We start from the raw sequence: 14,346 nt of genomic DNA on the forward strand, positions 1-14,346 counted from the left end.
ATTATTTCCTCCAGATCCTGAAATCTCTGAACCGGAATCCGTTTACCTCTTTTTCTTCTCCGGTCTCCACTCCATACCTCATATTTTTCCGCTGGCCATACAGGCGCACATAGATGATCTTCACAAAATCCTCTGCGTCGGACAGCGGCAGCTCTGTGGCAAGCATTTCTTTTCTCTCACCCATACACTCGTCCACATAACGTCCGATCTTCTCAGCGCTTAAGATTTTCTGCATCTTCTCCACCATGCGGCGCATTTTCTCCTGACGCAGCCTGCTGTCCGGTTCCCGGTTTATGATCTGCTGAGGTTCAAATGTCTTCTTTCCCTCGATCGGCGAATACAGCGAACTTTCATCTAAGAATCCACAGCTGTAGATCCGCACGAGATTGTCAAGGAACCCGATCTCATAAATCCCTCCAAGCTCCATTTTCTCTTCGTTCATCACTTCATTGATTCCCAACAGGAGTTCCTTGAGCTGTCCGCGGATATCTTCATTCCCTGACAAAAGGAATCTGGCTCTGTTTATGGCCGCGCGCTGATACTGCGTGTTCTTCTGATTGATCTCATTTAAAATGTCGTCCATATTACGGAATGCCTCAATAATCTCATGAAGATACCGGTAGACATTCTCCCGTGCCGTATCCACATCCGTCTCCTGTAAGCCTGCAAGCTCTGACGCAGCCTTTTCTATATAGGAACGGCTTTTGCTCCTGCTCTCCAGTCTTTCGATAATCTCCGGACGAAATTTCGATACATTGTCAGAAGTAAGAAGCCTGTGATACGCTTTATCCACGATATTGGTAATATAGTCATTAAACAGGGCGTCCATGATTTCCGCCACCGTACTGTGTTTCGTAAGTTCATCTATGTAATGCTTAATATTAGAATTCAGATTCTTAAGCCCGGTAATTAAAAGATCCGTATTCTCCATAATCTGAAGCAGGACGACTCCGGGGTTGTCTGTATTTCCTCTTACCAGACTATATATCGTATAAATATATCCCTGGTACTCAATCTGCTTTCCATCTTCGATCTCCAGCAGCGTCTTCATTACCCGCACGGCATATTCTTTAAAATTCACCCGCTGCACATAACTTTTGTCCGTCTCAATTTCAATCCATCCATAGTGTTCCAGTTTCCGCAGAATCCCGTTTGCCTTTCCCCTGCTGTCAGCCCCCGCGAAATCCTCCTCTACGATTTCCGCTGCCGCGGACTGTTCAAAATAATACTGCAGCTCATCCGCGACTACTTCTCTTTCTATACCAAAAGAAAGCTGATAATCCATGACAGAAAACAGCTTACAGATACACTCCCAATATACAGTTTTATTCGGTGATGCAAGGGGAACAAAAAAGTTCCCCGGCAGGACATGAAACATGATCTAATTCCCTCTTCTGTGTGCTATTTTCCACTGCGTTTTTCGCTTTTATTTTCCTTCCCCGATCAGGATTTCCTTCCCCCGGAAAGCAAAGCCATATTTTCTGATCCGCTCAGACTGTATTCCTTTTCCAGTCAGCACGGATTCATAGTTCTTCGTTTCAATCTGGCTTAATGCCGCTTCGACGGTCTGTGACAAGTCATTCTCATCCTGATCCTGGATTTTGAATTCCATAATGATAGCAGGATCTGCTTTCTCTTTCGGCTCTATTATCACATCATATCTTCCAAATCCGCTTTCACGGTTTGATGTGATCTGATAGCGGTCTTCAAGATCCACAATCAGCCCTAATACGAAACCATGGTAAAACCGTTCCGGCTCTGTGACTTCAGAAGGCTTTTTCCCTGTATCAAAATAGCTGAAAACAGCGGATGCAACCCGGTTTATATAAACATTCATCGCTTTCACATCGCCCATAAGCAGCGCTTTTACAAACTCATTATAATTTGACGATGATGGGGCAAACCAACTGCGGACCATCTTTTTCAGCATGATAAGCACCTCAAAATTTGTGATACTTACCCCATAGACATGATCCCATTCATCACTTGTTTCTATCGTCCTGCTGTCACTCACTTTCAAATAACCGCTTGTCAGCATCAGACTCCATATCGCATTCTCATCAATATCCAACTGCCCATATATGATCTGTTCGTCAATTTCCGTATAAATACATTCCCGGCGCAGCAGCTTTTCAAAGGATTCCTTTACTTCCTTATTTCCTTCCTGCAAAAGTTTGCTGATCAGCTGATTGCTGCTGGTATTTACCCAGTACGGCGCTGCCGTCTTCGTATCAAGGTAATTCAGTATAGACCAGGGGTTATAGATATCTTTTACATTCCCAAAGCAGAAGCCGTCATACCATTTTTTGACTTCATCTTTCCTGCCGCCAAGCCCATATTCCTCCAGGGAACGGAAAACTTCTTCTTCCGTAAATCCAAAGCAGTCTGCATATTCATTCGATGTTGTCGTTACCACCTTCAAATGGTTCAAGTCAGAAAAAATAGATTCTTTGCTGATCCTTGTGATTCCCGTCATAATTCCCCGTTCCAGATACGGGTTGTCTTTAAAGGACGCATTTAATAAGTTTCTGACAAAATCCGCCAGTTCCTGCCAGTAGCCTTTTACATAGGCTTCCTGCATAGGGGTATCATATTCATCCAGAAGCAGGATTACTTTTTTCTTATAAAAGCGCTCCAGGTAACCGGAAAGTTTTTTCAGCGTCATAGTTGCTTCATACTCCGGCATCTCAGCTGAAACTTTTAAAAACTCTGCTTTTTCCTGCCCGTTCAGGATATCTCCTTCCAGCAGAAACTGGTATTTCTGGTACAACATCTGGAGCGTGGCGCAGATCTTTTTCCTTGCCTCTTCAAAATTCCGTTCTTTAATGGATGAAAATGTAAGCGAAATCACAGGATAAGTCCCCTGTATCTCCCGGTATTTTTGTTCTTTCCAGATATCCATGCCCCGGAAACACGGATTGTCTGCATGTTCAATGGAGAAAAAATGTTCCACCATGCTCATAGTCAGCGTTTTTCCGAAACGCCGCGGGCGGGCGATCAGAGTCACCTCATCCTTCGATTCCCACCACTCTTTAATAAACCGCGTTTTATCAACATAAAACACATTCTCCCTCTGGATTTTAAAGAAATCCTGTATCCCAATCCCGACTACTCGCGCCATACCATCACCACCTCAAATATGTTTAACTGCTCCAGTGAATTTTTTATCATTATACTTGAATTCTATGGTAAAGTAAATTTTTCATTTTGTCTAAAAATCTATCTCCCACAGCATTTTTTATACTTTTTACCGCTTCCGCAGGGACACGGATCATTTCGTCCTATTTTCTTTTGTACCTTTGGTGTTTGTATTGTCCCCATTTTCCATTCCGGCGCCACAGTTACGTTTATTTCTTTCTTTTGTCTCCCCAGTTCCTCATCTGTAAAGCCTCTGTTACTCCACCTTCTCACTGTATACACCCATGCGCTGCAGTTCCCGGCAAAGTTTTCTCCGCTTTTCCTGCTTTTAAATGCAATCCCTCTTGCAAACAGCAGATTCATAATGTCCTGTGCCGAAAAGTCATTCTGCGCTACCATGTATTCCAGTTCAAACATCAGATTATCTGCCCTCGTCTTATCTCTCATAAGCCCGGTTAGATCTTTAAGCATCTTTTTATAACATGGATTTTCTATATCCACTATATGTTCCGCATACAAATAAATCTCTTTCCTGTCTGGTATGTAATATTCCTGCCCTGATACCTGTTTCAGAAATTGTTTATACTGTTTCCGATTTTCAAAATCATTACTGATAAACCACTCTCCTTCCTGCCAAAACGCTCCCTCTTCGCGCTGGCAGAGAATTTGAAGCGTCTCTTCTGCTTTTTCAGGCAGCCATTCCAGTTCCTTTTTCTCATCCTCCGATAAATCCGGATACTCAAACATTTGGTTCATGATAATTTGGAGTACCTTTTTCTTTTCCACAATTCCAAACAGATTTATGCAGGCACGCAAAGTCAGCCGTACTCCTGTAACAAGCCCCAGTAAATTTTTCGCTTTTTCATCTTCCAGATTTGTGAGTATTATTTCCCGTATTTCATCCGGCACAACAAAGTCGCATTCATTATCTTTACAGACCATAAAGACCCAGCCTTTGCAACAATAATTTTCCTGCAAAACCGCCATCTGTATCATTGATAACGGATGACCGTTCATTGTCCTTAACAGAATTTCTATGTCTTCCTTATCAAGAAAAATAAATTCTTTCCGGATGGATTCCAGAATCAGATCATATACACATTTCTCTTTCTTATTACGGGAAACAGACATATCTGTTTCTTCTGTCCAGTTTTCTATTATTCTGTCAAGCAGGGCCTCAGGCGCCCTTTTTAACAGTTCTTTAAGATCTTTTGTCTCTTCTCCTTGTATCATAAAGTTTTCCGTATAATCTGATGCCATTTGACTTAACATGTCGTTATCAATATCCAGGCGATTTAAAAATTCATCCATCTCTTTTATTTCTGATTTTCGCATAGGCAGCTCCTTTTCTGAATTCCCTCTTCTATCAAAATTGTTATTTTCTCTGCTGCATCTTTTGGAATATTTAATCGCTGCGACTTTTTCATCTTTTCCATTCCTTCTTTGGACGTTAACAGTTTTTTCCCGGCTCTGGCCTGCTCCTTTATGGATTTAGGGGAAATACACATCCCCAGTCTCTTAAAAAATCTGCGGTTTTCTGTCTCACAGCCGGGAATTTCCGAGGTATGAACCAGGGGAATCTCGGAAACTGCCGCCTCTGTGGAAGTCAGTCCTCCCGGCTTAGTATAAACAATGTCGCAGGCCTTCATATATAAAGGCATCTTATTGGTTTTGCCAAGAATAAAAATATCTTCTTCTCCCCTGTATTTTTTCTCCAGTTTTTCGCAGACTTTCTCATTGCTTCCGCAAATCAGCACCATGCTGACATCTCTCTCATTTTCTTTCCAGATCCGGGCGGCCAGTTTCTGAAGGTTTCCTGCGCCCATACTTCCTCCGATAATCAGATACACCTGTTTCTCCAAAGGAAGCCCCAGCAGTTCCCTCGCTTTCTTTCTGCCTGTTTTCATAGAGAATCGACTGCTTACGGGAATTCCGGCAGGTATTAGCTTTTCCTTTGGAATTCCTCTGCGTACGCACTGGGGAATCAAATCTTTGTGGGGAGCTATATAATAGTCGCAGCAGGTTTCTTCCCAGAAAGGAATGCAGGTATAATCGGTCATAACCGCTATGGTCAAAGGCAGGTCAAATCCTTTTCTCTTCATATAAGTTATGGTCTCTGCCGGATAGAGGTGCGGCATAACAATGGCGTCGAAGTCTTCTCTCTCCAGATAAGTTTCCAGATATTTGGCCATTTTCCCATTTATATAATATACGGGAGATTTTTTGGTAATTCTGCTTACTGCCATCCCCGCCTTATAAGCTGCACCAAAGGCATGGGGAACCTCTTTTACCACATTTACGTAAACGTCTTCTACCCTTTTGGAAACTTTTTCTCCGGCCAGAGTTAAATAATCGAAGAACACCGCCTGATGACCTCTGGCTTCCAGTTGTTCCTTTAATGCAAATCCGGCTGCATTGTGGCCGCCTCCGGTATTGCAGGATAAGATTAATACTTTCATACACTAATTCCTCCGGAAAACAAATCGAATCTCTCTTTCTTCTTTTTTGTCCTCTTTCCGGTGCCTCCTCCATACCAGTAAAGTAATCATGGCAGAACCCAGAAGGACTTCGGTGCTTTTAATAAAGAACAGCTCGCTGACCGCCCAGCACAAAAAGGCTGCAATGGTCCGAAAACTGTGTGGGTTCAGAACAAAAACAAGAGAAAAGAACAAATACCAGAAGGCCAGCAGCCAGATGCAGGGAAATCCCGGACAGAGCCCTAACAAAACCCCGAAAGATACGGCAATTCCCTTTCCCCCGCCTGCATATCCCCGAAACAGAGGAACTACATGACCCAGCACCGGAGCTGCCATAACCAGGACAAATCCCGGATTTTGCACATCCAGAGTCCGGACTGCCAGATGCACCGGAATTGCCCCTTTTAACAAATCGCAGACTAACACCAGAATACCGCAGGGAACACCCGCGTATAGAAAGGCATTCGCCGTTCCCGGATTTCCATCCCGGCTCTCTTTGCGAATATCGATTCCTTTTACCTTTTTAGGAATAAGATAGGCAAATAAAATTCCTCCTGTTAAATATCCTAAAATTGAAAAAAATAGATAACCCAATCTCTGTCCTCTTCCTTCTTTAAACTCTATAACTATACAATTTCTATCTTCTCTGCCTGTCCGGCAAATCTCTCTCCGAATATTTCAAACATTCCTTTTGCCTCTTCATAATGCCCCTCTACGGCATCCAGAGCTACAGGCCCCAGATGAATAAAGGGTTTTCCCTGAGAGGAGCCTCCGGAATACACCATCATTCCCTTTACCAGCATATGACCGATTAAAGTAACAATTGCAATGTCTCCGCCTCCCTGGGCGTAATGAGCGGTGGCATATACGCCTCCCAGTTTTCCGGCCAGAGAAATTCCCTGGCTGTCCTCTTCAAACCATTTCTTCATTTTCCAACAGGTGCTTGCCAGATACGTCGGCGTTCCGAAAATAACTCCCTTACAGCTATTGATATATTCCACATCCATTGGTTCTTCAATGGAGAACAGGCGAACCTGACCCCCGGCTCTGCGGATACCTTCTCCAATTACTTCTCCCATTTCCCGGGCATGTCCTGATTTACTGTAATAAATAATTGCAAAATTCATAAAAATTACTCCTTCCTCCAAAACTGCATTGCAGTAATTCCTTCTTATTGGTATTATATAAAATATGTGATTTATTCGCAATACGCACCGTTTTTTCAAAAAGGAGAGAGCTTATGATACCAATTGAAATACGAGGAGTACGGATCGGAGCCGGACGTCCGAAAATCTGTGTTCCCATTACAGGAAAAACATATAAGGAAATACTGGACGATGCTGCTATCATCGTAAACCGTCCCTGCGACATGGCAGAATGGAGAGCCGACTGGTTTGAAGATGTTTTTCATCTGGAACAGACCATAGAAGTGTTAAAAGAACTTCGGCAGATTTTAGATAAGAAACCTTTGTTATTTACCTTCCGCACCCTGCAGGAAGGAGGAGAAAAAGCCATCTCAGTTCAGGAATACGTTGCTCTCCTAAAGGCTGTCTCTGATTCTCATCTTGCAGATCTTGTGGATATAGAATTGTTCCCCTTTGAACAGGAACTTCCTTCCCTGATCTCTTATGTCCATAAAACTTCGGGAAAGGTTATCCTGTCCAGTCACGATTTTCAGAAAACACCGACCTGCGGGGAACTTCTGAAGCGTCTGGAAAAAATGGAAGAGCTCGGAGCTGACATCAGTAAAATCGCAGTGATGCCCCAAAGCAGAAAGGATGTCCTCACCCTTCTTTCTGTAACAGAAGAAAGAAACCGCCATGCACTGCATCCTGTTATTACCATGTCCATGTCAGAAACCGGGCTTATCAGCCGCCTGGCAGGAGAAGTATTCGGATCTGCCGTTACCTTCGGATCTGTCACCAATGCTTCCGCCCCGGGCCAGATTCCTGTAGAGCAGCTTTCTCAGGTACTGGATATTCTCCATGGAGGAAAAGAAGAGTAAAGAGAAAAGGCGAATATTCTGCCAGCCTGCAGAATATTCGCCTCCGTCCTTTTATATTTTGCTGTTAAAATACTCTTGTGTAACTCTTAATTGTCTTTTTAAAATTTCCTTCCACATTCTTGAATGAATTTCCCCGCTTCCTTTTGACACTTTCGTCATACGGACAGAACCATCCTCGTCTATTTTTCTATAAAAATAATGATCAGTATCTTTATATAGTTCCCATCCGTCCCTCTCACAGAATCGCTTTAGTTCTTTCCATCGAGGCATTGCACACTCTCTCCTATCCTTTTGGGATCATCCATTATCAACGCTTTAAAAATATACGGAATATGCTGTTTTCTATTAGGACTATGGGAATATAAAGCATAATTCTCATAATACTCCATTGCATACTCTAAGATTGCCTCTCCTAAAGCCATTCTGGACTCCTGCTCATTTTTTCCATTTTCAATTAAATCTATTTCCATCAGGGACAGCGTAATACTTCCGTCATCTTCTATATACCTGACTGCCGAGAATGAATAACCTTTTAAAATTTCTTCCATGGTTTCTACACTGGAAAACCATAATCGATCTCTTGTTCTTTTAATGAATTTCGGCCTTTCATGCAATACGCTGTCACAGACAGAACTCCATTCTTTTCTTACCTGTGTGGCTTTTTCCATCAACAACTCCATCATCTCCTTTGTCCTCCATTATAATAAAAAGTGTACATAACGTCAACTATGTACACTCTTTATTATAATATAATTCATTACAGAATATGCGCTTTTTTAATCAATATAATTTCAGGACATTATGCAGATATTTCTTAGAAACCATGGCTGTTTCGTAATTGCACACCCTCGGCCAGTCTACTTCCACACAGAGGATTCCGTCATACCCGGCTTCTTTTAACACTTCCAGCACGCCGCGAAAATCCACGATTCCCTCTCCCAGAGCTCTGCAGCGTTTGATAGGAAATTCCGGATGTTCGTTTTCATCAGAACTGATGTCTTTGAAATGCACATAAGCCAGCCTTCCCACATACTTTTTGAACACTTCCACCGGATCCATCTTTCCCAGTACGCAATGACAGGTATCAATACAGTATTTTACCAGTTCCGGATCTGTATGGGCATCCAGATAGGCAATCTGATCCGCCGTCTCAAAATAGGTTCCGTAATGAGGATGTACGCAGACGGTCACTCCGTATTCCTTTGCCATCTTTGCAATCTCATTAATGTGTTCGCAGATAACGGCAAGTTTCTCTTCTGTGGCTTTTGCCCCGTTTCTTCTTGGCCCTTCCAGATTCATCAGAGATGCATTGTGAGCTTTCAGAAACTCACAGCATTGTACCGCCATTTTATAATCTGTCTCGTAATCATCTGACATGGCATGATAGATATTTACAAATTCCACCTGGTTTTCTTCCATAATCCGGTCAAACTCTTCGGGATAATCTTTAAATAAAGTAGAAACAAAGTTAAAATTCTCTACACAGGAATACCCCAAATCAGCAACTTCCCGAACTCCCTGTTCAAACAATCCTCTCGCTTCTTCCGTACTTTCTGTTGCTCCGAACTGGGACTTCATCCAGGTCCAGACTGTATATGCGATTTTCATCTTCCTTCTCCTTCCTCATTTAAATTCCAATGACATCCTTCAGATAGTTTCTGCTGTACTGGGCCGATTCATAATGACATACCTTCTGGTAATCCAGTTCCACACAGACTACGCCGTCAAAATGATGTTCTTCCAGTACCCGGAAAACTCCTTTAAAGTCAATATTTCCCTGTCCCAGGGCACGAAAACGCTTCATCGGCCATTCCGGATTTAAGGTTTCATCGGGATCAATATCCTTTAAATGCACATAGGCAATCCGGTCAATATACCGTTTGAAAGCTGTCACCGGATCACCGCCGGATAGAGCAATATGAGCTGTGTCCACACAGAGGCTGACCAGACTGGGATCTGTTTTTTCCAGAAAATAGTCTATCTGCTCCATTGTAAAAACCGGTGTATTTGCATGAGGATGAACACATACGGTAAGACCCTGTTCTTTTGCAATTTCTCCGATGATATTTGCCTTTCTGGCATAATCTTCCACCTTTTCTTTATCAAATGGACGGTTGTAAGGCCGGTCTTTCCAGGTCTGCATCTGCAGATTCATATATTTCGCTCCCACTGCTTTCCCGAATCTGGCGTACCGTCTGCCGTTTTCCACATCCGCCTCAAAATCCGGAGTCAGATAATGATAGATATTCACAAATTTCAGCCCATAACGGTTCATAATATCAGTAACTTCTCCGGGATTTTCCTCGTAAAAATCTGCAAACCAGTTAAAGTTTTCAATGGTTCTATATCCCAGATGGGATACCTCCCGGCAGGCCTGTTCAAAGGCCGCCTTGGGATCTTCCACTCTGCACCAGTCTCTGTGCTCATCACTCAGCCAAGTCCATACTGTATAACCTAATTCCATATCACACTCTCCTTTTCTCTTATCCTTTTGTGGCCCCTGCCGTCAGACCTTCTATAAACTGTTTCTGAGCCAGAAGGTAAATAATAATTAAAGGCATGGTCGCCGCCGTTAATGCTGCAAACATCTGGGGAAAATCCGTGCTGTATTCTCCTACGAAAGTCATAATTCCCACAGGAAGCGTCTTTGCCTCCTCGCTTCTTAACATAATGCTAGACAGAAAGTATTCGTTCCAGGTATTCAGTCCGCTGAATACCACCTGTATCATAATTCCCGGTTTAGTCAGTGGCAGAACTACTTTCACGAAGCTCTGAAAGCGGTTACAGCCGTCAATCATAGCTGCATCTTCCAGGCTTTGGGGAAGAGATACATAAAAGGAGCGCATTAAGAAAACGCCGAAACTTACCGCCTGACCTGCATATACAAACGCGATCCCCCAGACAGAATCCACCAGTCCCAGTTTCAGAGCCACGGAATAGGTCGGCATGCCCAGGATTCCTGCCGGAATCATCATTCCCACCAAAAGAAACATATAAATCAACTTTCGTCCCTTAAACCGGACTCTTGCCAGCACATAGGCCGCACAGCAGTTTACAGGAATAATAATCAGCAGAAACAGTCCCGTTACGAGAATACTGTTTAAATATTTTCTTCCCAGCCCTCCCCGCTCCCAGGCTTCTATGTAATTGGAAATATGAAAAGTATCCGGAATCCCCCAGATATTTGTATAGAAGTCGCCGGTTGTCTTCAGCGAACCAAAAATCATCCAGATAACCGGATAGATAGTAATCACCAGGAAAAACAGAAGAATGGCCCAGCGAAAAACAGATCCTATGGTTACTTTCTTTTTTCTCATCCCAGTCCTCCTATTCGTAGTTGTCTTCCTTCGTCATTACTCTGAACTGCAGGAAACCGATTACCAGTACAATGGCAAATAAAATCATAGACATTGCATTGGCTTTTCCCACATTCCGATAATCGAAAGCAGTTCTTACAATATACGTCAGCGCTACTTCTGTAGAGCCGAAAGGCCCTCCGTCCGTCATAACGTTGATCAGATTGTAGTTGTTGACAAACGCTCCTGTAATGGCCAGTAAAACATTCACCACCAGGATCCCGTTAATCTGCGGCAGAGTAATGGACCAGAATTTCTGAAATTTTCCTGCCCCGTCAATTTCCGCCGCTTCATAGAGTTCGTTTGGCACTCCCTGGAGGCCTGCCAGATACAAAACCATATGGAATCCGATCCATTTCCAGATGTCAACCCAGGCTACAGAGTAAAGGGCGACATTGGGATCACTTAACCACCCCTGAATCAGACTTCCCAGCCCCACCTTTGTAAGAAAGCTATTTAATATTCCAAATGTGGGATTATAAATCCAGGTCCATAAAACGCCAATTACCACGTAGGAAAATGTTACCGGCATATAAAGAGAGGTTCTGAAAAGTCCTTTTCCGCGGACCTGTTTTACAATTAAAAGTGCCAGCGCAAGACCCAGTCCGTTTTTCAATACAGTAACTACCAACGCATATTTAAAGGTATTTCCAAGGGCGCTCCAGTAATTTTTATCCTGAAATACAAATGAATAATTCTGAGTTCCTATATATTTCATTTCCGACAGCCCGTCCCATTGAAAGAAACTGGTGTACAGTCCGTAAATAAACGGGGCAATTACAAATAAAACAAACAGGATAATAGCCGGAGCGGTCATACAATACGGAAAGATTTTATTTACCAGTTTCCCATTTCTTTGTCTTTCTCTTACCATGATTTCCTCCCCTGCGCCTGTGCCGGATCAATTCTTTCATCCGGCACAGAAGCTGCTGTTATGCATAACTTTCCGGTATGGTGGACGGAGTAACCGTCTCCCACTGTTCATCTGTCCAGGTACTCCACCAGTCGTACTGGTATCCTTCTGTTACAAGGCGCTCATAGGTGCTCTGGATTTCCTCCACGGCGTCCTGGGCAGAAATGTTTCCCGTTCCCACTGCCGGAATGGCCTGTGCCACCACATCGTTAATTTCAGACGGCCATACCCAGTCCAGATAGGTAATAATATGCTGTGCATGATTATCATTTATATCCTGGATAAAATTACTTTCTCCTTCTGTGCTGCCCTGCGCTTCTACTCCCTTAATACTGGGGATAATCGGGCCGGCTGCCTCAATAATCGGACCGGCATATTCCGGTCTTGTTATCAGTTCCACAAATTTCATAATCAAATCCATGTTTTCCTGATTGCAGAACGTAGGAATAAATAAACTGGTTCCGCAGCCGCCTCCGTGCTGAGCCTGTACCCCTTCTACCATAGACGGAAACTCAAACACACCGATTTCAAAACTGTCGCCGACTACTTCTTCCACATTGGTATATTCCCAGGTTCCTCCGAAGAAAATAGCTGATTTTTCCTGAGAGAAAGCGGCTCTCATACCATCTGAATCTGTATTAAGACTGTTGCTGTCAATAAGACCCTCATCAAAAAACTGCTTAATCAGTTCGAAGGCTTCCGTCTCTTCTTCTGTGTCAAAGGTTCTCTCTCCTGACAGAAAGGCCTCTACGTTTTCCACGGACTGATTGCCGGTTGTCTGTGCATATGTTTCCATAAACCACATGGGCCAGTAAGTGGCAAGACTTCCCTGCTGCAGAATCGGCGTAATATTTTTCTTCTCTTTAATCACTTTACAGACTTCTGCCAGTTCTTCAAAAGAAGCAGGTTCTTCCAGTCCCAGCTCGTCAAACATGGTCTTATTATAATAGAAAGAACAGGTTCCGGAACTTCCGATTGGAATGGACCAGACTTTCTCTCCTACAGTTGCACTGTCCAGCATTCCCTCTACAAACCGGTCTTCATAGGGTTTTACCAAATCGGTCATATCCATGCAGATCTGCGCCGGAGCCAACGAATTCTGAATCACACGGGCGCCGCAGGAATATAAATCAATGGTCTCTTTTGCCAGTTTTGCTGCCTGTACGCTTTCTGCCACATCATCAAAAGATCCCTGCCAGTTAATTTCCACTTTCACACCTGGATTTTCTTCTTCAAACTGGGCTGCTGCTGCCTCCCAGGCCTCTTCTTCTCCCGGATACATCCGGGTATGTCCTCCGATATGAAGGACTCTGTCCCCACTGTTTTCTCCCTCAGACCCAGTCTCTGCTGTTTCTTCTTTGCCGCCGCATCCTGCCAGTGTTCCCACTGCAAACACAACTGCTAACCCTAAGGCTAAAATTTTTCTTATTTTCATAAAATACCTCCCTGATACATTAACTGAGAATCAGTACCCCGATAATAAAGCATATAATTCCCGTAAATAATGTAATTTTCGTTTTCCATGTTGTCTTATTAAATTCCCCATATAAAATACCGTATACATACTGCCACAGATTAAAGGAAGTTCCCATGGGCCAGGCAATGGCGAAACTTAGTACCGGAGCGGAAACACAATATCCCACATTTCCTCCATAATGGCAAAAAGCAGCAAACAGACTCATGAAAATCCCTTTTCTGTTTTTCCAGGAAAAACAGGTACGCCACTGTTTCTTTCTGGTAAGCCAAATTCCGGAAATTACCCAGGTTCCCAAAAAAGAGCCGATTGACAGAAGTCCCACACACAGCAGCGCCGGAATTCCATCCGGGTTTAAATCCGTCTGTACCGTTACCGACTGGGCGATGGAATAGGCCGGATTTAAAAAGAGAGCTCCGAACAAAAGGAAGAGGGTGTTTTTCATCCGGTGTTTCATCTCCTGTTTATAGGACTCATCCTTTGCATTTTTTCCGTTGTCCATATCCCGCATCTTAGAGGCAAGCTGACAGATAATAGCCGCTGCAATCAAAATTACAGAGGCGATGGCAATCTTTGCAACGGACTGTCCCTCCCGGATTCCTCCGAAGAGACAGGAGGTAAAGGTTCCTACCAGCACGCTGCAGGTTGCGCTGATAGACGTGGATAAAATCAGCCCCACATTTTTGATCACGATCATATTAATCTGAACTCCCGCACAGAAAAACATTCCGCAGCACAGGGCAAATATGCAGTCTCCCGGCTGCCTCTGAATAATTTCCAGAAGAGGCTCTGCGATAAAAAACGGTTTAATAACCAGGATGATTCCCCAGACGATTCCCACAGAAAACGTATACATCCATAACATAAAAGCTGCCACCGGCCATCCGTTTAACCGTTTGATACACTGATACCAGCTTCCCCAGATAATAGTGGTAAACAATAGCAGAAGCAGCGCCTGTGTCGATGATAATACTCCCATTCCT

Annotated in this window: 14 protein-coding genes; 1 reads left to right on the forward strand and 13 read right to left on the reverse strand. The window is 43.5% G+C overall.

The window, feature by feature from the left end; translation table 11 throughout:
• Position 1: 1 nt before the first annotated feature.
• From B5F53_RS06750 to B5F53_RS06775, 6 genes are all read right to left on the reverse strand, one after another.
• Entirely contained in the window at positions 2-1,378 is a 1,377-nt protein-coding gene (locus B5F53_RS06750) for a Wadjet anti-phage system protein JetA family protein (RefSeq protein WP_087221664.1), read from the reverse strand.
• A 48-nt stretch (positions 1,379-1,426) separates the two neighbouring features.
• A complete protein-coding gene (locus B5F53_RS06755; protein WP_087221666.1) occupies positions 1,427-3,121 on the reverse strand; it encodes an AAA family ATPase in 1,695 nt (564 codons plus the stop codon).
• A gap of 98 nt (positions 3,122-3,219) precedes the next feature.
• On the reverse strand, positions 3,220-4,473 hold the full coding sequence (locus tag B5F53_RS20550; protein ID WP_087221668.1) for a YecA family protein: 1,254 nt from the start codon (positions 4,471-4,473) through the stop codon (positions 3,220-3,222).
• The gene (locus B5F53_RS06765) at positions 4,455-5,597 is read right to left on the reverse strand and encodes an MGDG synthase family glycosyltransferase (protein WP_087221670.1); all 1,143 of its coding nucleotides are present in this window, start codon (positions 5,595-5,597) and stop codon (positions 4,455-4,457) included. Before B5F53_RS06765 ends, B5F53_RS20550 begins: the two co-directional genes overlap by 19 nt.
• Before the next feature lie 3 nt (positions 5,598-5,600).
• Complete coding sequence (locus tag B5F53_RS06770) at positions 5,601-6,209, reverse strand: glycerol-3-phosphate acyltransferase (RefSeq protein ID WP_087221671.1); 609 nt, start codon at positions 6,207-6,209, stop codon at positions 5,601-5,603.
• 32 nt (positions 6,210-6,241) lie between these two features.
• A complete protein-coding gene (locus B5F53_RS06775; protein ID WP_087221672.1) occupies positions 6,242-6,742 on the reverse strand; it encodes a flavodoxin family protein in 501 nt (166 codons plus the stop codon).
• A gap of 113 nt (positions 6,743-6,855) precedes the next feature.
• Between B5F53_RS06775 and aroD the strand changes: the two genes are divergently transcribed.
• Positions 6,856-7,620 carry a type I 3-dehydroquinate dehydratase gene (gene aroD / locus B5F53_RS06780; protein ID WP_087221674.1) on the forward strand — a complete coding sequence of 255 codons (765 nt, stop codon included), beginning with the start codon at positions 6,856-6,858 and terminating at the stop codon, positions 7,618-7,620.
• Positions 7,621-7,868: 248 nt separating this feature from the next.
• Here the strand turns inward: aroD and B5F53_RS06790 are convergent, their stop codons facing one another.
• From B5F53_RS06790 to B5F53_RS06820, 7 genes are all read right to left on the reverse strand, one after another.
• Positions 7,869-8,303 (reverse strand): hypothetical protein, encoded by a 435-nt coding sequence (locus B5F53_RS06790; RefSeq protein WP_087221678.1) that lies wholly within the window; start codon positions 8,301-8,303, stop codon positions 7,869-7,871.
• Between the two features lie 97 nt (positions 8,304-8,400).
• The gene (locus tag B5F53_RS06795; protein WP_087221680.1) at positions 8,401-9,228 is read right to left on the reverse strand and encodes a sugar phosphate isomerase/epimerase family protein; all 828 of its coding nucleotides are present in this window, start codon (positions 9,226-9,228) and stop codon (positions 8,401-8,403) included.
• Positions 9,229-9,247: 19 nt separating this feature from the next.
• Positions 9,248-10,084 carry a sugar phosphate isomerase/epimerase family protein gene (locus B5F53_RS06800; protein ID WP_087221682.1) on the reverse strand — a complete coding sequence of 279 codons (837 nt, stop codon included), beginning with the start codon at positions 10,082-10,084 and terminating at the stop codon, positions 9,248-9,250.
• Between the two features lie 19 nt (positions 10,085-10,103).
• Positions 10,104-10,937: a carbohydrate ABC transporter permease gene (locus tag B5F53_RS06805; RefSeq protein ID WP_087221684.1), complete on the reverse strand. Its 834-nt coding sequence runs from the start codon at positions 10,935-10,937 to the stop codon at positions 10,104-10,106.
• Between the two features lie 10 nt (positions 10,938-10,947).
• A complete protein-coding gene (locus tag B5F53_RS06810; protein ID WP_087221686.1) occupies positions 10,948-11,850 on the reverse strand; it encodes a carbohydrate ABC transporter permease in 903 nt (300 codons plus the stop codon).
• Between the two features lie 58 nt (positions 11,851-11,908).
• Positions 11,909-13,324, reverse strand: coding sequence for an ABC transporter substrate-binding protein (locus B5F53_RS06815; protein ID WP_087221688.1), 1,416 nt, complete (start codon positions 13,322-13,324; stop codon positions 11,909-11,911).
• A gap of 19 nt (positions 13,325-13,343) precedes the next feature.
• On the reverse strand, positions 13,344-14,342 hold the full coding sequence (locus tag B5F53_RS06820; protein WP_087221690.1) for a hypothetical protein: 999 nt from the start codon (positions 14,340-14,342) through the stop codon (positions 13,344-13,346).
• Positions 14,343-14,346: the final 4 nt, after the last annotated feature.

Source organism: Blautia sp. An249 (assembly GCF_002159835.1).
Classification (GTDB): Bacteria; Bacillota; Clostridia; order Lachnospirales; family Lachnospiraceae; genus Blautia_A; species Blautia_A avistercoris.